The organism is Haloterrigena salifodinae (genome assembly GCF_003977755.1).
Classification (GTDB): Archaea; Halobacteriota; Halobacteria; order Halobacteriales; family Natrialbaceae; genus Haloterrigena; species Haloterrigena salifodinae.
Map to the genome: position 1 here is coordinate 1,048,907 of NZ_RQWN01000001.1, position 26,606 is coordinate 1,075,512.

Below are 26,606 nucleotides of genomic sequence, written 5' to 3' on the forward strand. Positions count from 1 at the left end.
ACCGACGCCGCCCGTCTCCGAATCGGCTCCCGGTCGCTCGGCCGACTCGAGGACGGCCGGGTCGTCGGCCGGTACGCCCTCGCTGGCGGCGGTTGTCGTAACGACGTACCGGATCCTTTGACCGTCAATCGTTCTGTAGGTCGTGGATTCGAAACCACACCACAACTCTGGCAGCGGTTTGTGAACCTCATTTTTGAGCCGTATCACATAATAAATATGCTTCACTCCCGGCTGCAGTGGACGAACATCTAAAATTACGATAGAGAGTCCGATCTTCACGAGTGACCGTCCAATAAACACAATTTGTAGATATATTTGGACAGTGAGAAACACTTATTGTGTACGCGGTAGATTGACCCGGTATGCCATCACGCAGCATGGCGGTTGGCAGGTGGAGGCACGCTCAATCAGCACGCTGTCGGCCGATCGCGGGGGTGACACGATGAGCGACGCTGAGAAGGGGGCGGTCGGTACGTTCCTCGAGGAGATCGATCCGATCGTCTTTGCGTTCGGAGCGTTGTTGACCGTCGGTGTCATCGGGACGTTCTTCATCAACCAGAGTCTCGTCGAGAACACGATTTCGACGCTCAATACCGTGATGCTCGAGTACCTGAACTGGGCACTGCTGGCGATCGTGTTCACGATCGTCGTCTTCCTGTTATTCCTGATCGTCAGCCCGTGGGGGAAGCTTCGCTTCGGCGACGATCCGCCCGAGTACAGCTTCCTCTCGTTCTTCGCGATGTTGTACTCTGCAGGCTTCGCGGCGGGTGTCGTGTTCTGGGGGCCGACCGAGGCACTGTTCTACTACGATAATCCATCGCCGCTGTTCGATGTCGGTAGTCAGTCGGGCGCAGCGATGAGCGTTGCCATACAACAGACGCTCTTCCACTGGGCGCTGCCGCAGCTGGCCGTGTTCACGATCATGGGGATCGCGATCGGGTACTTCGCGTACAACTACGAGAACGTCCCCCTCCGCGTGTCCTCGGCGCTCACGCCGGTCCTCGGGAAGGAGAACTTAGACGGGCCGGCCGCGAAGGTCATCGACATTCTCGCCGTCTTCGCGACCATCGGCGGCGTCGCGACGTCGCTCGGCTTCATCGGGAGCCAGTTCGTCAGCGGCCTCAACTACCAGTGGGGAATCGACCTGGGTAACGCCGGGATCATCCTCGTGGTGACGACCATGACACTCCTGTTTACCCTCTCGATGGTGCTCGGAGTCGACAAGGGGATCCGACGGCTCTCGAACTTCAACATGATCCTCTTCGTCGTCTTGCTGCTTGCGACCTTCATCCTCGGCCCGTCGATCTTCCTGGTCCTGCTCGGAACGCAGGCGATCGGCGGGATGATCACCGACTTCGTGTCGATGAGCCTCTTTACCGGTGCCGGCGTCGAAGGCGGCACCGAGTGGGCGAACACCTGGACCGTCTTCTACTGGGCGTGGGCGCTCTCGTGGTCTCCGTTCGCGGGACTATTCATCGCGCGAATCTCTCGCGGCCGAAGCGTCCGCGAGGTCGCGTTCACCGGGATCGTCGCGACCTCGGCGGCGACGATTCCGTGGTTCATCTCGCTCGGCGGAACGGCCGTCTGGATGCAACACAACGGGGTCGCCAACTTCAGTCAGGTGATGGCGGGCGAACTCGGTGCCGAAACGACCGGCTTCATCATGTTCGATGCGTTCCCGCTCGGGACGGTGTTCATGGTCGCGTTCATGTTCCTCGTCACGACGTTCTTCATCACGTCCGCTGACTCGTCGACACTCGCCGTCTCGATGATGACGACCGGCGGGAAGGCACACCCGTCGAACATCAACCGGATCTTCTGGGGCGTCGTGCTCGGGATGACCGCCGCGATCCTCATGATCCTCGGCGGCGTCGACGCCTTGCAGTCGGCCGCGATTATCACCGGCGCGCCGTTCGCCTTCGTCTGCTTCGCCGCCATGCTCGGACTGATCAAACACTTCAGTTCGACCGAGGGTCGGCTGTTACTGCAGGACGAAACCGTCCTCATCGGCTCGAGCAGGAAGCCGGAAACGGAATCGCCGTCCGGTCCCGGCGGTGCCGTCGAGACGGACGACGACTAGCTGCTTCGGCCCTCCGCCGCGCCGACCGATCCGCGGCGGCCGTCATGCTGTTCGATTTTTCGCGGCCGATTCGCTCGCGGTTCGCGCCGCACTCTCCGCTAACCGATAACAAGATTTAATGTACGAGGTACACATAAACTGTGTATGGATAGGGACACGGCGGAACCCGACACGGACGCGCTTCCGGGTCCGAACGCCCAGCAGTGGGTCGACTTCCACCAGGAGTACTCCGCGCCCAGCGAGTACTCCCACGAGTTCGTCTGGGACGTGACGCGGGAAGCCGATGGGCCGTTCGTCACCGACGTCGACGGGAACGTCTTGCTCGACTTCACCTGTCACATCGGCGCGGCGCCGCTGGGGTACAATAACGAGAAGGTCCTCGAGAACGTCCGCGAGTTCGACCTCGTCGAACCGATGAAGATCGCGGGCCAGGACATGTACTTCGGCTCCGGTCCGAACCCGGAAGAGGCCGAGTTCCCCGGCTCGAGTCACCTCATGGAGAAGCTGATCGAAGTCTCGAGTCAGTACGGGATGGACACGGTCTTCCTCTCGAACTCCGGCGCGGAGGCGATGGAAAACGCGATGAAGATCACGAACGACTATCGGGCGCCATCAAAATACGGCATCTCCTTCGCCGGCAGCTTCCACGGGCGCACGCTCGGCACCCTCTCGCTGACGAAGTCCAAGGAGGTCTACACGCGTCACTACCCCGAGATCAGCGGGATCGAGACGGTCCCGTTCTGCGCCGATCGCGGCTGTGACGCCAACAGCTGTGACTGCGGCTTCTTCGCGGGCGGCGGCTCGCAGCTCCGCTCGATGCTCTCGCCGGAGGGCGGCCACGTCAGCCCCGATGAGATCGCCTTCCTCACGCTCGAGCCCATCCAAGGCGTCGGCGGCTACCGGTTCCCCAGCGAGACGTTCATGCAAGAGGTCGCGGATGTCACCGACGAATACGACATCCCGCTGGTCGTCGACGAGATCCAGTCCGGGGTCGGCCGCACCGGCGAGATCTGGGCCTCGGATCACTACCCGATCGAACCCGACGTCATCGCCAGCGCGAAGGCGCTTCGCGTCGGCGCAACGATTTCGCGCTCCGAGGTCTTCCCCAGCGAGAAGAACCGACTGGGGTCGACCTTCGGCGGCGGCGACCTGCTCGGCTCGATGATGGGCGCGTTCACCCTCGAGGCCATCGACGAGTACGACCTGCTGGGCAACGCCACCAGACGGGGCGAGCAGGCCATGGAACTCCTGCGCGACGACGCGCCCGACTACGTCGAGGACGTCCGCGGCAAGGGCCTGATGCTCGCCGTCGAGTTCGACACCCCCGAGCGTCGGTCCGACGTGGTCAAGGCTGCCCTCGAGCGCGGCCTGCTCACCCTCGGCTGCGGGAAGAAGACGATCCGACTGCTCCCGCCGCTGGACTCGACCGAACGCGAGATCGAACTGGGGATCGGGCTCTTCCTTGAGGCCATCGAGGCCGTCGGCCCGAGCGCGAAAGTCGCCGACTAATTCGTTTGCTTTCGATTTTCGTTTTCGCGGCCGACTCGAGAGCGGTCGCTGATCGTCTCGAGGAGATTCATAAACGAATCCTGTGATGTCGGATGGTTGCCGGTCCCTGTGAGCCGCAGTTGATACGATCCTTAGTCGGAATCGCTCGCTGCCGGCAGCGTGAACGTAAACGTCGAGCCCTCGCCCGGTTCGCTGGTAACCCGGATTTCCCCGCCGTGTCGCTCGATGATCCGCTCGCAGATCGCGAGTCCGATCCCGGTTCCGTTGTACCCCTTCCCCTCGTGATAGCTCTGGAAGACGTCGAAGATCTGGTCGCTGTACTCCGAATCGATACCGATTCCGTCGTCGCTGACCGAGATCTCCCAGGCGTCGTCTCCGGACCGGCACTCGGCCGAGACGTGAATGCGCGGCGGGCCGTCTCCGCTGTACTCGATGGCATTGTCCAATAGATTCTGGAAGATCTGTCGTAACTGCCCGCTGTCGCCCTCGACGGTCGGGAGGGACTCGGTAGTCACCTCGCCGTTACTCTCTTCGAACCGAAGTTGGAGATCGTCGAGAACATCCTCGAGGACCGCGTTCAGATCGACCGGCTCGAAGGGATCGCCTTCGGTCTCGACGCGAGAGTACTTGAGCAGCCCGTCGATCATCTCGCGCATGCGATCAGCGCCGTCGACCGCGAACTGGAGAAACTCTCTCCCCTCGGCATCGAGCTCGTCACCGTACCGCCGCTCGACGAGTTGCAGGTAACTCGAGACCATCCGCAGGGGTTCCTGGAGGTCGTGGCTGGCGGCATACGCGAACTGCTCCAAGCGATCGTTCGAGGTCTCCAGCCGTTCGACGAGCTTCTCCAGCCGCCGTTCGCGCTCCACTCGCTCGGTGACGTCCGTGAAGAGGACCCCCACTTGCGCGTCCGTTTCGCCGCCGACCGGAAACGCATAGCACTCGAGGAACCGTCCCTGCGTCGTCAGTTCGCGCTCGAACCTGACCGGGTCGCCGGTCTCCACGACGGAATCGTAGGTCTCGAACCACTCCTCTCGCTCTTCCGGCACCAGGTCTCGGATCGTCTTTCCGACGACGTTGGTCAATCCCGTGTGCTCCTCGAACGCCGGGTTCACCTCGATATAGCGGAAATCGATCGGCTCCACTGGCGGCGTGTCGACCCGTTCGATGACGCAGTAGCCCTCGGACATCGAGGTGAACAGGTCCCGATACCGCGCCTCTCGCTCCCTGAGTTGCTGCTCGCGGCGCTTTCGCTCCGTGATATCGGTGACGGCGCCGTGCATCCGAACCGGGTCGCCGCTCGCGTCGTACTCCACCTCGCCGCGAGAGACGACCCACATGACGTCGCCGTCGCCGTTTTCGATGCGGTATTCGGCGCTGAACACGCCCGTCTCCAGCGCTCGGTCGAGTCGGTCCCAAATTCCGTCCTCGTCGGTCTCGGGGACCGGTTCGAAGAACGCCTCGATCGGCGCGCCCGTCGTCACGATCTCCGGATCCATTCCGTACGCTTCCGCGAGAAACTCGTCGGCGGTGAAGACGTTTTCCTGTACGTCCCACAGCCAGAGTCCGATCGATGCGGCGTCGGTCGCGACGCTCAGCTGGGCTTCGCGCTCGCGGAGCTGGTCTTCCTTGCTCGAGCGCTCGATCGCCGCCGCCAGGATATTCGCGGCGCTTTGCACGAAATTGGCCTCGTGCGTGGTGAACTCCTCGTGGTCGGTCGTATGCGTTCCGAGCACCCCCCATGGCTCCTCGACCGAACCGATGATGACGCTGACGCCGCTGACCACGTCGTGGTTCGTGAGCAACTCGGGGCCGGAGAAGCGCCCCTCCTCGCGGAGATCGTCGACGATGACCGGTTCCTCGCTGAGGAGCGTGTAGCCGGCCTGCGAGTCGAGATCCCTTGACACCGTCGCCGTTCCGACGAGCCCGTCTCGCCAGCCGACGCCCTGTCGCAGCAAGACTTCGTCGCCGCCCGGTAACCGCTCGAGCACCTCGCAGTACTCGTTGTCGAGCGTCTCGGCGACGGCGACCGAGACGTCGTGCATCAACTGATCGAGGTCGTCCGTCTCCAACGCTCGCTGTCCGAGTTCCGCGATGACCTCTTGCTGTCGGATTCGGGCCTGAACCCCGGGGTCGGTCGAGGAGGGCGATCCCATTCTACTCCCGCCTTTCGGCGCGGGCTACAAAGCCCCTCGGTTACCGCAGATGAACGGTTCGTCGCGACTGATTACCGTCCTCGTTTCCGATTCCGTTTCTTCGATCTCTCGTGATGAGCAACGAACACAGAGACGAGCGGAGGGAGTCGACCGTTCGGCCGAGGTCGTCGAGCCCTCGTCGAATTGCTCAGCCGAACGACCGCTCGAGCACCGAAACGCCCTCGAGCGAATTCAGCCCGTCCAGAACCCCCTCGAGATGCTCCAGGCCGCTACCCTCGAGGCCGACGGTCACGGGCACTCGATTCGGCTCGTCGACCGACGTCCGACGGGCGCGCTCTAAGACGTCCAATTCCGCGCCTTCGGATTCGATCGTTTCGACCACCTCGCTCACCCTCGTCGGCCACCCCGAGACGGCCAGTCTGGCTTCGACGTAGCGCTCGAGTTCGTGGAGTCCGGTCCGGGCGAGTTCCGCGTGCTCGGTGAGGTTCACATTTCCGCCGGAGACGATGACACCGACGTGCTCGCCCTCGAGATTCAGGTCCGTCTCGTCCGACAGCGCGGCCGCCAGCGGCGTCGCGCCAGCGCTCTCCGCGACCGCCTTCGCGCGCTCGGCCAGTAGCGCTACGGCGGCGGCGATCTCCCGGTCGCTCACGCTGACGACGTCGTCGACGACCTCGCGGGCGATCGCGAACGTGGTCTCGAGCATCCGGGTGTCGGCGATCCCCTCGGCGACGGTGTCGACGCCGGAGAGTTCCCGGATCTCGTCGGCCACGAGCGACGGCTTGGCATGGGCCGCGCCCTTGGGCTGGACGCCGATCACCCGAACGTCTCGTTCGGCGGCTTTCAGCACGGTTCCGATCCCCGAGATGAGCCCGCCGCCGCCGATGGCGACGAGAACGGTGTCGAGTTCGGGATACTGCTCGAGCAACTCCAGACCGATCGTTCCCTGGCCGGCGACGATCGCCTCGTCGTCGAAGGGGTGGACGAAGGTTGCGCCGGTCTCGTCGGCGCGCTCGAGGGCGTACTCGTAGGAGCGCTCGTAGATGTCGCCCTCGACGACGACCTCGGCGCCGTAGCCGCGGGTGGCCTCGATCTTCGCCGCGGGCGTGACCTCGGGGACGACGATCGTCGTGTCGATATCGAGCAGTTGCCCCGCCAGCGCCACGCCCTGGGCGTGGTTACCCGCGCTCGAGGAGATGACGCCCGCCTCCCGCTCCGCCGCCGAAAGCTGGGCCATCTTGTTGTACGCGCCGCGGATCTTGAACGACCCCGTCCGCTGGACGTTCTCGAGTTTGAGCCCGACCGAAGCCGCGCCTGCCATCTCGGCGAACGTCCGCGAGGTGTCCAGCGGCGTGCGATGGACGACGTCGTCGATGCGCTCGCGGGCCGTCTCGACATCCGCGCGAGTGACGAGGCGCTCACCCGTTCCGTCGGCCCCGCTCATTCGCCGCCCTCCCCGGCGTCCGCGACCGGCTCAGTCGCCGCCTCGGTCCGCGCGACCGGATGCCGGCGCTCGAGTTCCCGGATCGAATCGACGAGGACGTCGACGCCGTGCTCGAGACTGCGCTCGTCGACGTCGAACGTCGGCGTGTGGTGGCTCGTCGGATGATCGGTGCCGACGATCATGTACGTCGCCAGGCCGCCCTGTTGTTGTACCTGCTCCATCAGGAACGTCGCGTCCTCGCTCGCGCCAAAGTCGGCGGCCGGAATCACGTGATCGATCCCCCTGACCTCGCCAGCCACCTCGCTGACCAGCGACTGCAGTTCGGGGTCGCTGTCGGCGCGGGGCGACTCGCTGACGACGTCGAACTCGGCCCGGCAGCCGTGCATCTCGGCCGCGTTCTTTACTGTTCGCTCGAGTCGGTTCTTCGTGTACTCCATCAACTCGGTCGTCTCGCCGCGGGCTTCGGCCTCCATGTGGGCGCGCTCGGCGATGACGTTGCTCGCGGTCCCCGCCTCGGCCTTGCCGATGTTTACCCGGGTCATCCCGTCGCTGTGGCGGGGGATGCCGTAGGCGTTCTCAATCGTCGTCCCCATCGCGTGCATCGCGTTGTCGCCCTCGTTGGGCGCCTTCCCCGCGTGGGCGGAGGTGCCCTCGATCGTCAGATCGACGTGGCACATCGCCAGCGGCTTTTCGATCCCGGCGACCACTTCGCCCGTCGGGTGGTCGAGGCCGACGTGGACGGCGAGCAGGTAGTCCAGTCCGTCCGCGAACTCGCTCTTCGCCATCGGACACCCCCCGCCACCGGTCTCCTCGGCGGGCTGGAAGAAGACCACGAAGCGGCCCGAAAAGTCGCTCTCGGCGATCGCCTCGAGGACGGCCAGCCCCCAGGTCATGTGGGCGTCGTGGCCGCAGGCGTGCATCGTGCCCTCGATTTCGGAGCGGAAGCCTTCGTCGGCGGGGTCGTGATCGACGTCGGTCGATTCCTCGATGAACAGCCCATCGATGTCGACGCGCAGCCCGATCGCGGGCCCCTCGCCGCGCTCAAGCACCGCAACGGCGCCGGTGTTGCCGCCGGTCATCCGCTCCAAGAGGGCCGGGTCCGCGCCGCGCTCGCGGGCGCGTTCGATCCACGGCTCGAGGTCGTCGTCGGTGACGGCCATGCGGTCGGCGGGGTCGTAGGCGTCCGGTCCGACGGCGAGTTCGTCGACGCCGACGGCCCGAATTTCCTCGACGAGGCGGGCCGTAGTGTAGAACTCGCGCCACGCGGGTTCGGGGTGGCGGTGCAGGCTCCGGCGGAGGCTGACGAGACGGTCCCGTATCGGCTCGGACATGCGAGTCGATGACGCGCCCCAGTGACTTAATTATACACAATCAGTGTTGACGTCGACTACACAAAAAGGATAAGAGAATCCGTGACAACCGTACGGTAACGCGTCACTGTGACGCACCACACCCATGAGAACGAATCCAGACGTCGTCGTTCTGAGAGAGGGAACAGAAGGGCTGTCGATGGAATCGTACGCCGAGACCCTCCGCGAGCGGTTGCCCGAGTACACCGTCGCGCTCGCGCGGACGCCGAAGGAAGAGCGCGAGCTCGTCCCGCAGGCGCGGGTCGTGATCGGCATCACGATCGACGAGGACCTGCTCGCCGAGGCCGATCGCCTCGAGCTGTTCGCCTGCACGTTCGCCGGCACCGACCACGTACCGATGGACGCGCTGGCGGATCACGGCGTCGCCGTCACGAACGCGGGCGGGATCCACGCGCCCGGCATCGCCGAGCAGACGATCGCCAACATGCTCGTCTTCGCGCGGAACCTCCACGAGGGCTGGCGCCGCAAGGAAAACGGCGAGTGGCGCCATTTCCAGTCCCACGAATTCACCGACAGCACGGTCACGGTCGTCGGTCTCGGCTCGATCGGCCAGGCGGTCGTCCAGCGCCTCGAGGGCTTCGAGGTCGAGACGATCGGGATTCGGTACACCCCCGAGAAGGGCGGCCCGACCGACGAGGTACTCGGCTTCGACGAGGACGACGTCCACGAGGCCTTCTCGCGCAGCGACTACGTCGTGCTCGCCTGCCCGCTGAACGATCTGACTCGCGGGCTCGTCGACGAGGACGCGCTGGCGACGCTTCCGCCCGAGGCCGTGCTCGTCAACGCGGCCCGCGGGGGCATCGTCGACACCGACGCGCTCGTCTCGGCGCTGCAGTACGAGGGGATCCGCGGGGCCGCGCTGGACGTGACCGACCCCGAACCGCTCCCGAACGACCACGAGCTCTGGGACCTCGAGAACTGCCTGCTCACGCCCCACACCGGCGGCCACACGCCGAAACACTGGGACCGGCTGGCCGACATCGTCGCGACCAACCTCCAAGAACTCGAGGCGGGCGAGGGAGACGACCTCGAGAACGCCGTCTATCAGCCCGACGGGGGCTAACAGCACGATGGCCACAGAAGAGACGCGTTCCACGACCGACCATAGCGACCAGACGTCGACTCCGGACGAGAGCCAACTCGGGCCGCCGGCGGATCCGCGCGATAGCGATCCGGCGGCTGATTCGCGCGCCGATTACGACTACGTCGGCGGCGACGTCGACCGCCCCGCGCTCGTGGCGGCGCTGCGCGAGCGCATCGACGGCGAGGTGCGCTTCGACGACTACTCCCGACAGCTGTACGCGACCGACGCGAGCGCCTACGAGATGACGCCCGTCGGCGTCGTCCTCCCGCGCTCGACCGACGACGTCGCGAGCGTCGTCGGCTACTGCGCCGAGCACGGGATCCCGGTGCTCCCGCGCGGCGGCGGAACGAGCCTCGCCGGACAGGCGGTCAACGAGGCCGTCGTCCTCGATTTCACGGCGCACATGGGCGAGGTCTTGGAGATCGACCCCGACAGGCAGCGGGCGACCGTGCAGGGCGGAACCGTCCTCGCCGATCTGAACGGCGCCCTCGAGTCCCACGGACTGAAGTTCGCACCGGATCCCGCGGCGGGCAACCGCAGCACCGTCGGCGGCGCCATCGGGAACAACTCGACGGGCGCTCACTCCCTGCAATACGGGAAGACCGACGCCTACGTCGAAGAGTGTGAGGTCGTCCTCGCCGACGGCTCAGTCGAGCGCTTCGGCGAGGTGACGGTCGGTGAACTTCGCGAACGGGCCAATCCGGACGGCGACCTGCTCGAGCGAATCTACGAGGCGCTGCGCCGCGTGATCGACGAGGAGGCCAACGCGATCGGCGAGGTCTTCCCGCGACTGAAGCGCAACGTCTCGGGCTACAACCTCGATCGGCTGGTCGCGGAGGCCTACGGGAAACCCGAGGCCTTCGACGAGACTACCGCGGACTCAATCTCGATCGACGCCGACTCCGACCCAGACCCCGACGCGACGGTCAACCTCGCCCGCGTCTTCGCCGGCAGCGAGGGGACCCTCGGTGTCGTCACGTCGGCGACGGTCTCACTCGAGCCCGTTCCCGAGACCACGTCGGTGGTGCTGTTGACCTACCGCGACCTGCTCGAGGCGATGGCCGACGTCGACACCATCGTCCGGAACCACGATCCGGCGGCCGTCGAAGCGATCGACGACGTGCTGATCGACCTCGCGGAGAACACCGAAGAGTTCGCCGCCGTCGCCGAGCGACTCCCCGCGGGCACCGAGACCGCGCTGCTCGTGGAATTCTACGCCGAGGACGACGACCACGGCCGCGAGCAGGTCGCCGACCTGTTGGCCGATCGGCTGCCGGACGAAGAGGTACCGGATCCGAGCGACTCCGAAACCGGTAGCGCCGCGCCGGTTCGTGCCTTCGACGCCCTCGAGGCCCACGACCCCGAGGGGATCGCCGAACTCTGGAAGCTCCGCAAGAGCGCGGCGCCCATTCTGCTCTCTCGCACCTCCGACGAGAAGCACATCTCCTTCATCGAGGACACCGCCGTCCCCACCGAGAACCTCGCGGACTACGTGGCGGACTTTCAGGAAGTCCTTGAGGAGTACGACACGTTCGCGAGCTTCTACGCCCACGCCGGCCCCGGCTGCATGCACATGCGACCTCTGGTCAGCACCAAGAGCACGGCCGGCCTCGAGGCATTCGAGTCCCTCGCCGACGACGTGACCGACCTCGTCGTCGAGTACGGCGGGAGCGTGTCGGGCGAGCACGGCGACGGCCGCGCCCGCACCCAGTGGAACCACAAGCTCTACGGCGACGACGTCTGGGAGCTGTTCCGCGAGTTGAAGACGGCGTTCGATCCCGACTGGCTCCTGAATCCGGGCAACGTCTGCGGAGACCACCGCATGATCGAACAACTCCGATTCGACCCCGACTACGAATTCGAGGCCGGCTTCGAGCCCGCCCTCGAGTGGAACAACGACAACGGCTTCCAGGGAATGGTCGAGCTCTGTCACGGCTGCGGCGGCTGTCGGAGCGAGCAGGAGACCACCGGCGGCGTGATGTGTCCGACCTACCGCGCGGCCGAGGAGGAGAGCCTGAGCACTCGCGGGCGGGCGAATATGCTGCGACAGGCGATGAGCGGCGACCTCGAGACCGACGCCGTCGACGAGGAGTTCTTAGCGGAGATCATGGACCTCTGTGTCGGCTGCAAGGGCTGTGCGCGGGACTGCCCGAGCGAGGTCGATATGGCGAAGCTCAAGGCCGAAGTAGAGCACGCCGCCCACCAGGAGAACGGCGCCAGCGTGCGCGATCGGCTCTTCGCGAACGTCGACAGGTTAAACGCCGTCGGGAGCGCGCTCGCGCCGCTGTCGAACTGGGCGGCGTCGCTTCCCGGATCGGACGCCATCGCCGAGAAGACCCTCGGGATCGCCCGCGAGCGAGAGCTGCCGGCGTTCGCGAGCGAGAGCCTCGAGGAGTGGTTCGAGCAGCGAGACGGCTGTCGAGTTCCACGCGACGCGGCGACGCGGCGAGTCGTGCTCGTCCCCGACACGTACACGAACTACAACCATCCCGACGCGGGGAAGGCCACGGTTCGGGTGCTCGAGGCTGCGGGCGTGCACGTCACGGTCCCGGACGCGGTCACGTCGACGGGGCGGCCGGCCCATTCGAAAGGCTTCCTCGATCTCTCCCGCGAGCGGGCGCGGACGAATGTCGACGCCCTCGAGCCGTTCGTCGCGAACGGCTGGGAGGTCGTCCTCGTCGAGCCCTCCGACGCCGTGATGCTCCAGTCGGACTATCTGGACCTGCTCTCCGGTCCCGACGTCGAGCGGGTGGCGGCGAACACCTACGGCGTCATGGAGTACGTCGATCGGTTCGACCTGCTCGAGGCGCTGCCGGTCGACGACCCAGGCGCTCGAGGCCGGCTGACCTACCACGGCCACTGCCACCAGAAGGCGACGAAGAAGGATGGCCACGCTGCCAGCGTCCTCGAGGCCGCCGGCTACGAGGTCGACGCCCTCGAGTCGGGTTGCTGCGGGATGGCCGGGAGCTTCGGCTACGAGGCTGAACACTACTCGCTCAGTCGGAATATCGGGTCGATCCTCTTCGAACAGGTCGACAACAGCGATGGCGACGAGGTCGTCGCGCCCGGTGCCTCCTGTCGCACCCAACTCGAGGGCCACGAAGGTGACTATCCGTCCCACCCGGTCGAGAAACTCGCGGCCGTGGTCCGCTGACTCGAATCAGTGACGTGGGGACTCGAGGACAGTTCCGGCTGGCTACGACTTCCGCTTTTGGTCGACGATACTGTAGACGAGCGAGCCGATACCGACGCCGCTTCCGACCGAGTAGCTGCCCGACTCGTCATCCATCGGCAGGACGGCCCGCGTGATCGCGAGCCACAGCGACAGGACGGTCAGGTATCGCAGCGGGTGCTTCCGGAACCGGCCGACGTACTCCCCCTCGAGGATTCGGTACGCCATGCCGAGGCTGAAGCCCAGCACGAGGTACTCGCGGTCGACACCTCGGTCGGTTCGGCGGGTGACCTCGAGGGTACCGACCGCGGCGGCGAGGTCGAACCCTTTCGAGAGGTATCCAGTGAGACTGGCCATGTCGAAATTTCAACCATCGGACTGATCACGTTTTCGCTCGCAGTAATAGGGTAGTGATCGGCGTTATTCTCGAATCGCGGTTCGGCTGTCTCACGGGACCTCCCCTATCGCTGCTGGCGACGCATCCGATGCTGGGTGGCGCGCGCTGGGACGCGACGAACGGATAGTGAGTCGCGTTTCGAAGTTGTGCGAGAGATGAGCGAGCGACCGCAGGGAGTGAGCGAATCAACTGGGGAGGGTGTAGTAAATCCTCACCGCCAGATATGGCAGAACGCTTCGTGTTCACGTCTACGCTCGGACGGCTTGGTTCAGTAACTGAATAACTGACTTGTAATAGAGTGGATTAGAATACTGTCCTCCTATTGTGGCAAGGGGGAGCGCCACGTCCTCCCCAGCCGATTGCTCCTCACGGGTGCGAAGCACCCGTTCGGATGGTTCGCGGGACCTCTGGCCCCGCGCTAACGCTCACTCCGTTCGCTCATCCATTGGAAGACGCTGTGCGTCTTCCAAGCCATTCGCTCGTTTCACTCGCGAAGACCTCGAACGGCTTCGGGACGCGATTCGTCACCGACTCATCGCGTCCCAGCGCGCGCCACCATGCCGGTAGTTCGGTCCGGGATTGGTAGCCAAAGTGAGACAGATAGAGCCCATGGACGTCTACTGACGAACGCGACTACAAGCGAATCGTGTGCGATACGAACCGAAATGGAATCCGAAAACTGACGCGAACGGCTCTCTTGAAATCCTATATATTAAATGTTTTGTCCATTGAAACAGCTGTTAGGTAGACGTGCGAAAGTATCCTGGATGTTAAAACACCTGGCGGATAGATTGAGTCATGAAGTCCGCTGACCGAGAACAAGTATACGGGCGGGAGCAGTATTACTGGGGCACAGAGCCAAACGATATGGCTAAGAAGACGATAGAGGTTGCGTCACAGGCCAATTCTGACATAACGGCGATTGACGTTGGAGCCGGTGAAGGTCGGGACGCCGTGTTTTTTGCAGAACAGGGATGGAATGTGTATGCGATGGAGGTTTCTCCCAACGGCCTAGCAAAGGCTGAGCGTCTTGCCAACGAGCGAAAGGTCCCCCTCCAGACAATCGAAGCTGATGCAAACGACGCCACCTTCTCCGAAGCGGTCGATGTAGTGTATTCGGCCGGTGCGATTCAATATATCCGACCGGAGAACCGGGATCGACAGTTCGACCATTTTAAAGAGAAAACGACTCCCGACGGGATTCACGCAATGTTCGCTTTCGTGGACCATCCTGACGTTCCGACGGCACCGGACTGGACGGAACGCGAGTATTTCTACGCACAAGGCGAGTTAATGGAATACTATCGTGATTGGGAGGTCATCGAATCTGAGGAGATTATTTTCGACGACTATTCGGGCGGTGAACCCCACCGACACGCAGCAGAGATACTATTCGCGCGGAAACCAAACTAAACCGTTGATCTGGCCTGCCCCCTTTTTTATACGTAGACGCCGGTTTGACCAATCCCCGTGCCGCGCTTCTGGGCTACTATCGTGCGAAAGGCGCGACCCCTATTCAGCACACTATTTCTGACAATTATGAGTCAAGTACCTGGGGCAGTGATAGACAGATGGTCTGTGTCTACTGGTTAGAGTGATCGGTCGAGATTGTGAGCAAAGCAGACGACTGTGAGTTCTCGAAACTGTTTCTACCAGTGTCGTGAGCGGATGAACGTGCCATATTTCCGTTTCAGGCGAGAGTTCACCGTCTCATTCTGACTACGTTGGCCGTAGAGATCGGCGTCCAGCCGAGCGTTCCACGCCTTGTGGAGCGACGAAAACTCCCGGTGCTTAATAGGCGGACGAACACCATTTTCACGGGCTAACGTGCGAATCCCCTGGTCATCGTATCCTTTGTCGCCGAGGAGAATCGCTACATCACTGGTATTCCGCTTGATGAGCGACGGCGCGATTTGCGAGTCGTGTTTTCGTGTCGTCGTCACGTGTAAGTCGATAATTGCGTTCGACCTCGTGTCTACGAGGAGCGTGACTTTCAATTGCTGAATCGTCAACTTCGTTCGCTTTGTGTAGTGATTTGAGGCGTGACTGCGGTCGAGCACGGAGGCGTCGATCCCTCCGACACCGTTGGTCGGGAGAAGCGTGACTGAGAGACTGAGAAGAACACGCCAGACTGCCATGTCGAGTCGGTTGAACGCTTTACACAACGTCGAACGAGAGGGGGGTTCCTCAAGGTCGATGGCATTCCGAACCCGGGGCATCTCATGAGTTCGTCGAGAAGCATCCGATACGTCGTATTCTTCCGTACTTTGAGGCAGAGCAGGACGATGTGCTGGTGGAGTATGTACTGGCGTTTCGAGAACTTTGAGGAGTAACGAGTGACAGCTCGGCGGGCTAAGTGATATGCTTGTTCCACGAATCGGAGTAACCGCGATTTCGGGAGGGCCTGCATCCGGTCACACTATTACGCGAACCTGTAACACCCTGAGAATTTCAACAGAGCCACGCGAACGAATTACGGCCAGAGTCCGCGCGTCGCCTTCGCCTCGGCGATCCGCGAGAGCGCGACGACGTAGGCGGCGTCGCGCCACGTCAGGTCCTTTGCTTCGACCTCCTCGCGGACGTCGGCCCACGCCTCGAGCATGTGCTCCTCAAGTTCCTCGTTGACGCGCTCGAGGGACCACTGTCGGCGATTGATGTCCTGGAGCCACTCGAAGTAGCTGACCGTCACGCCGCCGGCATTGGCGAGGATGTCCGGGATGACGTGGACGTCACGCTCTGCTAAGATGGCGTCGGCTGCGAACGTCGTCGGACCGTTAGCGCCCTCGACGACGATGTCCGCGTCGATCGCGTCGGCGTTGTCCGCGGTGATCACGTTGCCGACGGCCGCGGGGATCAGCACGTCGACGTCGAGTTCGAGGATCGCCTCGTTGGAGAGGGTTTCGGAGGCGTCCTGCTCGAGGACGGCCTCCGGCTCCTCCTCGTGGGTCGGGATCGCGTGCGTGTCGAGACCCTCGGGGTCGTAGATCGCGCCATTGACGTCCGAGACGGCGACGACGGTCGCGCCCCAGTCCTCGAGCAGGCGCGCCGCGTTGGCACCGACGCTACCGAAGCCCTGGACGGCGATCGTGGTGTCCTCGAGGTCGCGGTCGTAGTAGTCGACGGCCTCGCGGGCGGCGATGGCGGTCGAGCGACCGGGCGCCTCCTCGCGGCCGTAGGAGCCGCCGATGACCGGCGGTTTCCCGGTGACGACGCCGGGGATGGTCTCGCCCTGCTGCATCGAGTAGGCGTCCATAAACCAGGCCATCGTCTGGGCGTCGGTGCCCATGTCCGGCGCGGGGACGTCCTTCGTCGGCCCGACGACGTCGCGCAGTTCCTCGGCGAATCGGCGGGTGAGCCGTTCGGTCTCGTCCTCGGTGAGCGTCTTGGGATCGACGGCGACGCCGCCCTTCCCGCCGCCGAAGGGGATGTCCATCACGGCGCATTTCCAGGTCATCCACATCGAGAGCCCGGTGCACTCCTCGGCGGTCACCTCGGGATGGAAGCGCAGTCCGCCCTTGTACGGGCCGCGAACGTCATCGTGCTGGGCGCGATAGCCGGTGAAGACCTCGACGGAGCCGTCCTCGCGCTCGAGGGGTACCGAGACCTGCTGGACCTTGGCCGGGTGTTTTAATCGCTCTATCACGCCGGAATCGACGTCAACGTGGGTCGCCGCCCGCTCGAGTTGGCGACGCGCCGTGACGAGCGCCGACGCTGGGGCATCGTCCGATCCGGTCTCGGCCTCTTCTGGGGGTGTCGTAGTCATCTATCGGCTAGTGAGATCGGTGACAGTAGTATGTCGACGGTACCATGGTCGGTGTGGGTCGAGTTAGGTCGTGAACAGTTGCCGGGGGAAGTCCGCCAGCGTCTCCGCACCGTTGCTCGTGACGCGGAACGTCTCGCTGATCTCCATGCCGACCGCCTCGGTCCAGATGCCCGGGATCATGTGGAACGTCATGTCCTCCTCGAGGACGGTCTCGTCACCGGGGCGAATGCTGGCGGTGTGTTCGCCCCAGTCCGGCGGGTAGCCCAGTCCCATGGAGTAGCCGATCCGGTCCTCCTTCTCGAGGCCGTACTGGGCGATCGTCTCGCGCCAGGCCTTCTCGACGGACTCGCAGGTGACGTCCGGTTCGACGGCGTCGAGTGCCGCCTCGATCCCCTCGACGACGATATCGGCGGTCTCCTCGAGTTCGGCGGGCGGGTCGCCGACGAACGTGGTGCGGGCCAGCGGCGAGTGATAGCGGTGGCGACAGCCCGAGAGCTCGATGATGACCGGATCGCCGTCCTCGAACTCGCGGTCGGTCCAGGTCAGGTGCGGCGTGTCGGTGTGGTCGCCCGACGGCATCAGCGGGACGATCGACGGGTAGTCGCCGCCATACTCGTCGGTGCCCGCGATGAGGGCGTCGTAGATCGCCCTGGCGGCCTCGTACTCCGGGACACCCTCCTCGATGGCGTCCAGCCCCGCCTGCATCGCGTTCTCGGAGATGCGCGCGGCCTCGCGCATGTACTCGAGTTCCCGTTCGGACTTCTTGATCCGCACCCAGCCGACCAGCAGCGTCGCGTCCTCGAACTCCGCCTCGGGGAGGTTCTGCTGCAGTCGGGTGTAGGACTTCGCGGTGAAGTAGGAGGCGTCCATCTCGAGGCCGATACGGCCGTCGGCGACGTCGAGTTCCTCGAGGATGCCCGCGACGTAGTCCATCGGATGGAGGTCGTGGGGCGAGTGGACGTGGTCGTCGCTGTAGGACAGGATGCTCTCGTCGGAGAGGGACGTGGTCGCTCGCGCGCCGCCGCCGTCCATCTCGCGGCCGATCCAGACCGGTTCGTCGCGGTCGGGCGTGACGACGACCGCCTGGTGGACGTAGAACGACCAACCGTCGTAGCCGGTGAGATAGTTCATGTTGGCCGGATCTGAGACGACGATCGCGTCGAGATCCTCCTCGCGCAACCGCTCTTTCGTCCGGGAGACCCGGCGTTCGTATTCGGCGTCGTCGAAAATATCTCGGGGCATGATAACAGACCTTGCGAAGAGGGTCAACGAGGACTGCTAAAAGTTTTTCGTGTATAGTAGATACGGATACTGTTTACATTTGGTGTGGGACGGGAGCGGGTTCGTTGGAACGCGGACACGCTGGCGCCCGCGGCGCAGCGGTCCCGCTCGCGGGAGCCACGTCGGCGGACGCGTCGACGCGCCCGTTCGCCCCAAACCACCGGCGGTTAAGAGACCCGGGTTCGTTCCGGCGGATATGGCAATCCTCGAGACAATCGTGATCGCGTTCTGGGCGATGTTGCCCGCTTACGTTCCGAACAACGCCGCGGTGTTGGCCGGCGGCGGACGACCGATCGACGGCGGTCGAACGTGGGGCGACAAGCGCATGCTGGGCGACGGCAAGACCTGGCGGGGCACCGCCGCCGGAATCGTCGCCGGCCTCGCGCTGGCGGGCCTGCTGACGGTAGTGGCGCCCGCCGTCGCCGACGCGACCGGCATCGACGTCCCCGAATTCGAACCGCTGGCCGCGCTGGGGCTCGCTGGCGGGGCCATGCTCGGCGACATCCTCGCGTCGTTCCTGAAACGACGCTCCGGTCGCCAGCGCGGCGCGATGTTCCCCGGCCTCGATCAACTCGACTTCGTCGTCGTCTCTCTGCCGCTGACCGCGCTGCTGGCGCGGGAGTGGTTCTTCGAGGTCTTCACAGTGGGGGTCGTTGCCGTCGTCGTGATCCTCACGCCGATCCTGCACGTAACGACCAACATGATCGCGTACAAGTTGGGGCTGAAGAACGAGCCCTGGTAGGCGGGCGTTTGGTTGTCTCCTCGAGTCGAGGATCGTGTTTCGTACAGTTTTCGTTGATGTGGTTCCTCGAGGGTGTCGCCACTCGGCTGGATAGTACTGATGCAGGAGAACTCTTCTGTGCGATGCGATCTGGTTCGACCGGACCGAGCGGTCCGAATCGCGTTCTCACTCGGCCGTCGCCGCTACTTCGACCGCCTCGTCGTCCTGCAGACGTTCTTCGGCCGCCTCGCGGTCCTCGGGGTAGCCCACGTCGATGCGCCAGCCGTCCATCCGGATCGCGTCGATAGTCCGCCCCGACTGGATCAGCAGGTCGATTGCGTCCGGCAGTTCGTACTCGCCGCGGTCGCTGGGCTGGACGAGGTGACAGGCGTGGAAGATCGCCAGCAGAAAGGTGTTCCCAGAAAGTATTTGCGTTCCGTGAATAATTAGTCGCGCAATGGCATCTTTATCGGATCGTGCACTGATTCCTTCGGAACGCGACCTCCTCGCTCAACTCGAGCATCGCGACTGTACGTATTGTAGTGACGGATCGCTCGTTCGTGATCAGTACAAAGGCAATACTGCAATCGTCTGTGATCAGTGCGGCGTCCCAACGGTACAACTGTGGAATGAAGCGTAATTCCAGAAGCCAGAGACGAGTGAACGGATCTATGCGACACACTCTGACTACGAAGGGGTTTTCATCGAACGCTGATAACGGAGGTCCATGAACGTACTCGCCGTCGCTGCGGTCGCACTTCTCTTCCTTACAGCGTTCCCGTATCTCTGCTACCTCGCGCTCTATGCATGGGTCCGACCACAGGGGTCGCCCGCCGACAAAACACCCGCAGAACCGACGGTTAGTATCGTCCTGCCGACGTACAATGAAGCACAAATCGTCGAAACGAAACTCGACGATCTGCTCGGGCTCGAGTACCCGATGGAGAAGGTCGAGCTCGTCGTCGTCGACTCCTCGACCGACGATACACGAGCGATCATCCGGGAGTACCTCGAGGGCTTGGAGGCGCCCGATTTGGTATTGCTGGAGGAGGACGAACGCCGCGGACTCGCACCGGCGCTCAACGACGCCTACGCCGCCGCGTCGAACGAAATGGTCGTGAAGACCGACTGTGATTCCAAACTCGCGCCGGACGCGCTTCTCGAGGCCGCCGCAAATCTCGCGGACAACGACATCGCGGCCGTGACGGGGTGCAACGTCGAAGTGCTCGGCGGTAGTGAAGTCGAGTCCGGTTATCGCGGCGTCCAGAGTCACATTCAGCAACTGGAGTCGCACCTTGACTCGACGCTCATCTTTCACGGACCGTTCTCCGCGTTCGAGAACGACGCATTGCTGCCGATTGACCCGAACTCGCTTGCTGACGATACCGAGCTGGCACTGAAAATCCGACGACAGAGAAGCCGCGTGATCTTCGATCCGGCTGTGAGGTACATGGAGGCGAGCCATTCTGAGTTCGTGAAACGACGCAAGCAGAAGGACAGGCGCGGAATGGGACTGATTCGGTTGTTAGCACAGCACCGGGACGCCCTTGGCCGATACGGGCGGTACGGCAAGGTCGTGTTACCGTTCAACTGGTGGTTTATGGTGGTCTCGCCATGGTTGATCGCAGTGACGGTCGTGGTCGGGACTGCTGCGGCCGTTTCGCTATTTGGCGCCGGCGGGTTGGCGGTTCCGATCGTGATCACTCTATTCGCGTATCTGGGTCAGAAAGACCTCCTCGGCCCTGTTCAGGTGCTGTATTCTGTCTTCGACGCGCAAGTGTCGCTGCTACGGGCCAGCGTGGAACTGGTAGTCGGTGACTCCGACGGGACATGGGACGTTGACAGCGAATTGCGGGAGGCGTTCGAATGAGGATTCTGTTCGTCACGCATCGTTACCCGCCCCACGCCGGTGGCGTAGAAACGCACGTTCAGGAGATTGCAACGCGACTCGTCGATCGCGGACATGAGGTAACTGTCTACAGTGCAGACGCCGGACCTGACGTTCCAACGGAAAGCACTAGTGACGGAGTTCGTGTTCGGCGATTTCACTCCCTCAATCCCGATGGTGCGTTCTACGCTGCCCCACGTATGGCACTTGCGGTCCGACGTGCTGACGCCGATATCGTCCACGCGCACAATTATCACGCTTTCCCGCTGTTCTTCGCAGCGCTCGGTGTATCCAATAAACGATTTATCGTGACAACACACTATCACGGTGCAAGTGCGAGCAGTCCTCGAAACGTGCTGCTGTCCCTTTATCGACCACTTGGTCGGCGGGCCATCCGGCAGGCAGATGAAATAGTTGCAGTCAGCGAGTGGGAGCATAACCAACTTCAAGAAGACTTTGGCGTCAACGCGACAGTAATTCCAAATGGCCTCAATGTGGAACGGTTCGCGGAGGCCGAACCGGAGGAACGTCCACAACCCTACCTGCTGTGTGTTGGGCGGCTAGAGGAGTACAAGGGTATCCAGCATGTGATTCAAGCGCTCTCGGAGTTGCCCGAGTACGATCTCCTCGTTGCGGGGAGTGGTCCCTATCGAGAGGAGTTGGAACAGATCGCTCATGAGGAGGGTGTCGCTGACCGGGTCGACTTTCTTGGTTTCGTGGATGACGAGCGACTCCCGGGGTTGTACGCCGGAGCAGATGTCTACGTGACTCTCTCAACGTTTGAAGCATATGGGATGACTGTTGCGGAAGCGCTAGCGGCAGGGACACCGTGTGTAGTGCGAGAGGCTAGTGCACTACTAGATTGGATGAGCGAATCTGGCGTGGAAGGTGTTTCTTCCACATCGCCAGAGGTGGTCGCAAGTGCACTCCGTAACGCACTCTCGCAGACGCCGGATAGCGACATCAAGACATGGACAGAGATCAGCACATGCCTCGCCGCTCGATTTTACAATCATGAGAAGGGAAACAGCGATAAGGACTGCGTTCATACCGCCTGATGGTTATGAAATCGAATGTGTCTGTTGTCATTCCTTCTATCAAAGATGACGTGTTGACACTGGAGAGTGTCCCCGAAGACGTTCCAGTGTCCGTCGAGCGAGAGGGGTCGCTGAATGAGGCTCGGAATCGGGGTATAGAAAACGCTGAGACAGATATCGTTGCCGTTCTTGACGACGACATCGCGTTCTCGGAGGAGTTGTTCTACGCTCTCGTTGACGAGGTCGACGAGGATGTACTGCTCGGAGTAGCCGATTGGGAGTTCGGACTTGTCGCTGGTCGAGTGATGATTTTCTATAAATCTCTCTGGCGCGACATTGACGGCTTCAACGAACGTCTTCATAGCCACAACGGCGACACGGACTTCTCGCTGCGAGCTCACAATGCGGGCTATTCGGTGAAGACGGTCCCGAGACATCTGTTCTATCACGAGGATCACGAGCGTTCGATCACGACGTGGGACCGCGCGTGGCGACTCATGTATCTCTGCGGGAAACACGTCCGGTACGCGCCGTACATCCTGAGTGCGACTATCGCGTACAATCTCGGTTTAGAAGCAGGGATCAGTAAAGAGCAGAACCTGCCTGCGTCGATTAGACATGCGGTCGACGAACTGGAGCCCGAGTGATGAAGACCGTCGCACTCACTGGTACTTTCAACACGTCTGACACCGGACCTTCACGGGTTCTAGAGGGATTATCGGAAGCGCTTGCAGACACTGGACTCGAGGTACATGCGTTTACGCACGGCGACCGAGAAGAGCACCCCCACTCTGACGTGCACGTCACTCGCTTCGAAAAGACCCCGCAGTCGATTTCTGGCTTTTTCTCCTACTTCAAGTGGGTTCGGGGTCATGTACGTGACCTCGATCCGGACGTGTTTCACCCGCTTGAGGAGTATCCGTTCAAAGCAGATATCCGGATGGTTCAGTGGACATCAGACAGTTATGAACGCTGGCGACTCTGCCGGGACGACTTTCGAGGATATGGCTATTTCGCGGGCGACATCCTGCTGAATATAGCGAATCGAATCGGAGCGAGTCGGACAGACATAGTCGTTGCGTCAAGTCCGGAGACCAAGCGCCAAATGAAGGAGTACTGGTGGTTCCCCCCTGATACAGTTGTTCCACTTGGAATCAGTGCCGAAACCCGAACGCCGCCGTCCAAAGTTTCCGACCCACCCCGTATCCTCCTGCCTGGTCGAATCACGCCGAAGAAAGGGCAACGGGTGTTCCTAAATGGGCTTGATCCAGAGAGCGAGGACTATCAAGTCGATATTGTCGGAGGTGTTAGTGATGAAGTGTACTGGGAGTCAATGGCCGAGTGGCACGGCCATCATCATGGATTTGTCTCCCGTGAGAAATTGACTCATCTGTATAAAAAAGCCGATATTGTAGCGGTACCAGCTGTTCATGAGAATTTTTCGATAACAGCATTAGAGGCAATTGCCAATAGCTGTGCGTTGGTGATCACTGAATCCTGTGGATTTGCTCAACTTGACGTTGCAAGGCGATCTAGTGGAGTGGTTACAGTAGAGTCTATGGCTAAGTCGGCATCAGAAACTATTAACCTCATTTCTGGTGGTAGGATTCAAGACAAGAAAGAGAGTTCTTACAAACTCTCTGAACAATTCACATGGAAAAATACATCTCAAGAGTACATTAAAATATATGAGAGATTATGACTAAAGCCAACATTTGTTCAATAAGTCCAATGGGCGAAGGAAGCATAGGGCTAGTGTCCGATAGATTATATGATTCATTAGACGGTGACCGTTTTGACATACCAGACTCTCCGTTACCGATTTTCACAGAAACAGATAGAATTCTCCGGAAGACACGTGAAGTGGTAAAAGTGGCTTCAAAAAAGCATGATGCGATCATTTTTCCCCGTGATGTACTCTTAGCTGGTGTACCTCCCCAGAAATTCAACGCAGCTATTTGCCCAATTGTTCATGACCTTGACCATTTATCTAATCCGAATAACGATATTATTTACCAAATTACATTAAGTCTGATGAAACGCAACCTGAAAAAGGCCGACTTAGTTTTAGCCATTTCGGAAAAAACGAAATCAGATATAGTTAATCAAATTGGAGTCCCTCAGTCATCAATTTGTGTATTCACACAAGGAGTTAGTGCGGGAAACTTTTATAAGGATTCCTCAGATCCATCCATCGATGTCCCTGACGAATACATTCTATATGCCGGCGGACTAATGCCTAGGAAACGACCAGATATATTAATTGAAACTCTAAAACGTCTACCCGAAAAAGAACTTGTAGTTTGTGGAAACCAGTACTCAGAGGAACATACGGAAATATTTAGCCAAATGGTTGAGAAAGAGGAATTAACCGACAAAGTGCATCATTTTGGGCGTGTACCTATAGCCGACTTACGCCGTCTATATTCGAACGCATCTGTTCTCCTCCATCCTGCTGAAAAGGAAGGATATGGACGCACGCCGATTGAAGCAGCAGCTTGTGGAACACCTGTTGTCCTCCATGAGTCAATTCCATCAGCGGCTGATATAGGATCAGCTGCGTATACATTTTCTATCCATGATCCAAAAAAGGTTGCAAGTTTAGTACAATCAGCGTCGGGTTGTTCCACCGATTACGAACCAATTACATGGGAGGAGAGTGCAAAAGAGGTAGAGCAATTAATTGAAAAGCATGCCACCACTTGACTCCACTCTTCAATCCCTAGTTCAATCCGCCTACAATCGGTTTCTTAGACCATTTTTGCCAAAAAAGCTAGCCGTTTACAATGGTGTACCGATACGAGCAGTCAAACTTCTTGATCAGCAAGTAACCTTTCCTGATTATGAAAAGCCACTCATCGAGAGTGTTCGTTGTCATGCCAACAAGGGGGACACTATAGTCCAAATTGGTGGAGGACGGGGTCCAAGTACTGTTGCGGCTGTCAGAGCAGTTGAGCCATCGGGACACGTAATTGTGTACGAAGGCTCTCCCAAGTATATTAGCAAAATAAAGGAAACTCTGCATTTGAATAATGTTTCCGAATTCGTCGATATCCAACTTAAAATTGTGGGCGAGGATCGAGATGTTTGGGGAAAGACTGATAATGTGGAGATCATCGAACCAGAGAGGATTCCAAATTGTGATGTATTAGTACTTGATTGTGAAGGAGCAGAACAAGTAATTCTCCCAAGATTTAACTGTACTCCGGAAACCCTCATAGTTGAATCACACGGACAACTGGGATCCCCGACCGAAGACGTGAAGCAAAAGGTTGAGGAGAGAGGTTATATTATAAAAGATATTTCTCCTGAAGTCCCCGAGGAAGATGTTTATGTGATAACCGCTAAACGAAAGGAAGTCGATAATTCATGACTCAAATTGCCCTAGTAGTTCTAGATACGCTCCGAAAGGATGCATTTGATAACCATTTTGACTGGCTTCCTGGTCAGCGGTTCGAGAACGCCTGGTCACCAAGTCACTGGACCGTTCCCGTACACGGTTCGTTGTTTACCGGAAAATACCCGACAGAGCATGGGAGTATAGCACACTCCAAGGCACTCTCTTGTAGAGATTCGACACTACCCGAAACGTTGGCTTCGGAAGGGTTCTCTACTAAGGGGTTTTCTGCAAATCCATTCATCACTCCAGCTTTCAATTTCGATAGAGGATTCGAGACGTTCGACGGTTCTTTCGACAATCTCCCAATGTTCGACGAGATTCTCGACTGGGGAGCGTTCCACGAGGAATACGGAGACGAAGGAATCCGCCGATTTGGGCGAGCATTATTGAAATGTTTCCAGAAGGACGTAGACGCCGTTCAGTCACTCAAAACCGGTCTCCAAATAAAACTGCGTGAAGCTAGAGACCGTCAAGATAAAGATAGCGGCATTACCGAAGCGATTGAGTGGTTCAAGAGCCAAAAGCTCAGTGAAAATGAATTCGTATTTTTCAATCTGATGGAGGCACATGCTCCCTACGATAAGATTCCTAAGAAGTATGTCTCTGGCTCGGCACCAAGGGAACTTGGTCTCCAGCACCACTTCGAACCACTTGATGAATCTCAAACGGCTGAGGCATACAATGCAGCAGTTTCCTACCTCTCTGACGCCTATAGGACATTGTTTGCAGATCTTACCAGACAAATGGACTATGTAATCACACTTGGAGATCACGGAGAACTACTTGGGGAGCATGAATACTACGGTCACGAATACGGTCTATTTCCTGAACTGACTCATGTTCCCTTGGTGGTATCGGGGGAGGGGTTAGAAAACAAGGAACTTGATTCGGTGGTCAGTCTCCTTGATGTGTATCCGACTGTGCTCAAACTTGCCGGAATTCCCTCTAATCGAAGAGGAGAGCCGTTATTAGAGGACAAAATGGGGAGACGGGCGTACCTGACTGAAGGTCACGGACTTCCCAAAGATAGGGTTCTGAAGCTTTCTAACATGGGACACGATGTTGAGAGATACGATTCTGTATTCCGAGGTATCGTTACAACTGACGGCTACGAGTACGAATCCATAGATGGTTGGGAATCACATAGCTCCCATAAGTCAAATAAATTGCAGAATGAATTGAAAGACCTTGTAGAACAACTTGAAAAACATTCTGAAACGGCGGATAGACCGGATATCTCACAAGCGGCACTCGAACGACTCAAAGCAAATGGCTACGCATGATGTGTTCCAACGATAAGGTGA

General features: G+C 60.5%; 20 protein-coding genes and 2 pseudogenes. 14 read left to right on the plus strand and 8 right to left on the minus strand.

What is annotated here, in order from left to right; genetic code table 11:
* Nucleotides 1–442: 442 nt before the first annotated feature.
* Both EH209_RS05350 and EH209_RS05355 read left to right on the plus strand, forming a co-directional pair.
* Nucleotides 443–2,080, plus strand: coding sequence for a BCCT family transporter (locus EH209_RS05350; RefSeq protein ID WP_126661884.1), 1,638 nt, complete (start codon nucleotides 443–445; stop codon nucleotides 2,078–2,080).
* A 144-nt stretch (nucleotides 2,081–2,224) separates the two neighbouring features.
* Nucleotides 2,225–3,589: an aminotransferase class III-fold pyridoxal phosphate-dependent enzyme gene (locus EH209_RS05355; RefSeq protein WP_126661885.1), complete on the plus strand. Its 1,365-nt coding sequence runs from the start codon at nucleotides 2,225–2,227 to the stop codon at nucleotides 3,587–3,589.
* Nucleotides 3,590–3,720: 131 nt separating this feature from the next.
* On the opposite strand, the gene EH209_RS05360 is transcribed toward EH209_RS05355, so the two are convergent.
* The 3 genes from EH209_RS05360 to EH209_RS05370 all read right to left on the minus strand — a co-directional run bounded on the left by EH209_RS05360 (nucleotide 3,721) and on the right by EH209_RS05370 (nucleotide 8,520).
* The gene (locus EH209_RS05360; protein WP_126661886.1) at nucleotides 3,721–5,745 is read right to left on the minus strand and encodes an ATP-binding protein; all 2,025 of its coding nucleotides are present in this window, start codon (nucleotides 5,743–5,745) and stop codon (nucleotides 3,721–3,723) included.
* A gap of 187 nt (nucleotides 5,746–5,932) precedes the next feature.
* Nucleotides 5,933–7,189 carry a threonine ammonia-lyase gene (ilvA, locus tag EH209_RS05365; protein ID WP_126661887.1) on the minus strand — a complete coding sequence of 419 codons (1,257 nt, stop codon included), beginning with the start codon at nucleotides 7,187–7,189 and terminating at the stop codon, nucleotides 5,933–5,935.
* Nucleotides 7,186–8,520: an amidohydrolase gene (locus EH209_RS05370; RefSeq protein ID WP_126661888.1), complete on the minus strand. Its 1,335-nt coding sequence runs from the start codon at nucleotides 8,518–8,520 to the stop codon at nucleotides 7,186–7,188. The genes ilvA and EH209_RS05370 overlap by 4 nt, the downstream gene beginning before the upstream one ends.
* A gap of 124 nt (nucleotides 8,521–8,644) precedes the next feature.
* On the opposite strand from EH209_RS05370, the gene EH209_RS05375 reads away from it, so the two are divergent.
* Together EH209_RS05375 and EH209_RS05380 are read left to right on the plus strand one after the other, a co-directional pair.
* Nucleotides 8,645–9,622 (plus strand): NAD(P)-dependent oxidoreductase, encoded by a 978-nt coding sequence (locus EH209_RS05375; RefSeq protein WP_126661889.1) that lies wholly within the window; start codon nucleotides 8,645–8,647, stop codon nucleotides 9,620–9,622.
* Between the two features lie 7 nt (nucleotides 9,623–9,629).
* The gene (locus EH209_RS05380; protein WP_126661890.1) at nucleotides 9,630–12,797 is read left to right on the plus strand and encodes an FAD-binding and (Fe-S)-binding domain-containing protein; all 3,168 of its coding nucleotides are present in this window, start codon (nucleotides 9,630–9,632) and stop codon (nucleotides 12,795–12,797) included.
* 42 nt (nucleotides 12,798–12,839) lie between these two features.
* On the opposite strand, the gene EH209_RS05385 is transcribed toward EH209_RS05380, so the two are convergent.
* Nucleotides 12,840–13,172 carry a hypothetical protein gene (locus EH209_RS05385; RefSeq protein WP_126661891.1) on the minus strand — a complete coding sequence of 111 codons (333 nt, stop codon included), beginning with the start codon at nucleotides 13,170–13,172 and terminating at the stop codon, nucleotides 12,840–12,842.
* Between the two features lie 838 nt (nucleotides 13,173–14,010).
* Between EH209_RS05385 and EH209_RS05390 the strand changes: the two genes are divergently transcribed.
* Nucleotides 14,011–14,625, plus strand: coding sequence for a methyltransferase domain-containing protein (locus tag EH209_RS05390; RefSeq protein ID WP_126661892.1), 615 nt, complete (start codon nucleotides 14,011–14,013; stop codon nucleotides 14,623–14,625).
* 236 nt (nucleotides 14,626–14,861) lie between these two features.
* Here the strand turns inward: EH209_RS05390 and EH209_RS05395 are convergent.
* The 3 genes and pseudogenes from EH209_RS05395 to EH209_RS05405 form a co-directional block, all read right to left on the minus strand.
* A pseudogene (locus EH209_RS05395) lies at nucleotides 14,862–15,622 on the minus strand (IS5 family transposase).
* A 63-nt stretch (nucleotides 15,623–15,685) separates the two neighbouring features.
* The gene (gene gdhB / locus EH209_RS05400; protein ID WP_126661893.1) at nucleotides 15,686–16,975 is read right to left on the minus strand and encodes a glutamate dehydrogenase GdhB; all 1,290 of its coding nucleotides are present in this window, start codon (nucleotides 16,973–16,975) and stop codon (nucleotides 15,686–15,688) included.
* Between the two features lie 63 nt (nucleotides 16,976–17,038).
* A complete protein-coding gene (locus tag EH209_RS05405) occupies nucleotides 17,039–18,217 on the minus strand; it encodes a M24 family metallopeptidase (protein WP_126661894.1) in 1,179 nt (392 codons plus the stop codon).
* A 235-nt stretch (nucleotides 18,218–18,452) separates the two neighbouring features.
* On the opposite strand from EH209_RS05405, the gene EH209_RS05410 reads away from it, so the two are divergent.
* Complete coding sequence (locus EH209_RS05410; RefSeq protein WP_126661895.1) at nucleotides 18,453–18,998, plus strand: CDP-2,3-bis-(O-geranylgeranyl)-sn-glycerol synthase; 546 nt, start codon at nucleotides 18,453–18,455, stop codon at nucleotides 18,996–18,998.
* Between the two features lie 165 nt (nucleotides 18,999–19,163).
* On the opposite strand, the pseudogene EH209_RS05415 reads toward EH209_RS05410, so the two are convergent.
* Nucleotides 19,164–19,391 (minus strand): annotated as a pseudogene (locus EH209_RS05415) (UTP--glucose-1-phosphate uridylyltransferase); the annotation flags it as partial.
* Between the two features lie 43 nt (nucleotides 19,392–19,434).
* Here EH209_RS05415 and EH209_RS24550 point away from each other — a divergent pair.
* The 8 genes from EH209_RS24550 to EH209_RS05455 all read left to right on the plus strand — a co-directional run bounded on the left by EH209_RS24550 (nucleotide 19,435) and on the right by EH209_RS05455 (nucleotide 26,585).
* Nucleotides 19,435–19,617 carry an HVO_A0556 family zinc finger protein gene (locus tag EH209_RS24550; RefSeq protein WP_126661896.1) on the plus strand — a complete coding sequence of 61 codons (183 nt, stop codon included), beginning with the start codon at nucleotides 19,435–19,437 and terminating at the stop codon, nucleotides 19,615–19,617.
* A gap of 87 nt (nucleotides 19,618–19,704) precedes the next feature.
* Entirely contained in the window at nucleotides 19,705–20,847 is a 1,143-nt protein-coding gene (locus EH209_RS05425; protein WP_126661897.1) for a glycosyltransferase, read from the plus strand.
* Complete coding sequence (locus tag EH209_RS05430; RefSeq protein ID WP_126661898.1) at nucleotides 20,844–21,923, plus strand: glycosyltransferase family 4 protein; 1,080 nt, start codon at nucleotides 20,844–20,846, stop codon at nucleotides 21,921–21,923. Before EH209_RS05425 ends, EH209_RS05430 begins: the two co-directional genes overlap by 4 nt.
* A 17-nt stretch (nucleotides 21,924–21,940) precedes the next feature.
* The gene (locus EH209_RS05435) at nucleotides 21,941–22,549 is read left to right on the plus strand and encodes a glycosyltransferase family 2 protein (RefSeq protein ID WP_164721999.1); all 609 of its coding nucleotides are present in this window, start codon (nucleotides 21,941–21,943) and stop codon (nucleotides 22,547–22,549) included.
* Nucleotides 22,549–23,604 carry a glycosyltransferase family 4 protein gene (locus tag EH209_RS05440; RefSeq protein ID WP_126661900.1) on the plus strand — a complete coding sequence of 352 codons (1,056 nt, stop codon included), beginning with the start codon at nucleotides 22,549–22,551 and terminating at the stop codon, nucleotides 23,602–23,604. Before EH209_RS05435 ends, EH209_RS05440 begins: the two co-directional genes overlap by 1 nt.
* Nucleotides 23,605–23,633: 29 nt before the next feature.
* Nucleotides 23,634–24,608: a glycosyltransferase gene (locus EH209_RS05445; protein WP_164722000.1), complete on the plus strand. Its 975-nt coding sequence runs from the start codon at nucleotides 23,634–23,636 to the stop codon at nucleotides 24,606–24,608.
* Nucleotides 24,595–25,275, plus strand: coding sequence for a hypothetical protein (locus EH209_RS05450; protein ID WP_126661902.1), 681 nt, complete (start codon nucleotides 24,595–24,597; stop codon nucleotides 25,273–25,275). The genes EH209_RS05445 and EH209_RS05450 overlap by 14 nt, the downstream gene beginning before the upstream one ends.
* Nucleotides 25,272–26,585, plus strand: a complete 1,314-nt coding sequence (locus EH209_RS05455) for a sulfatase (protein ID WP_126661903.1) — start codon at nucleotides 25,272–25,274, stop codon at nucleotides 26,583–26,585. The genes EH209_RS05450 and EH209_RS05455 overlap by 4 nt, the downstream gene beginning before the upstream one ends.
* The last annotated feature ends 21 nt before the right edge of the window (nucleotides 26,586–26,606 follow it).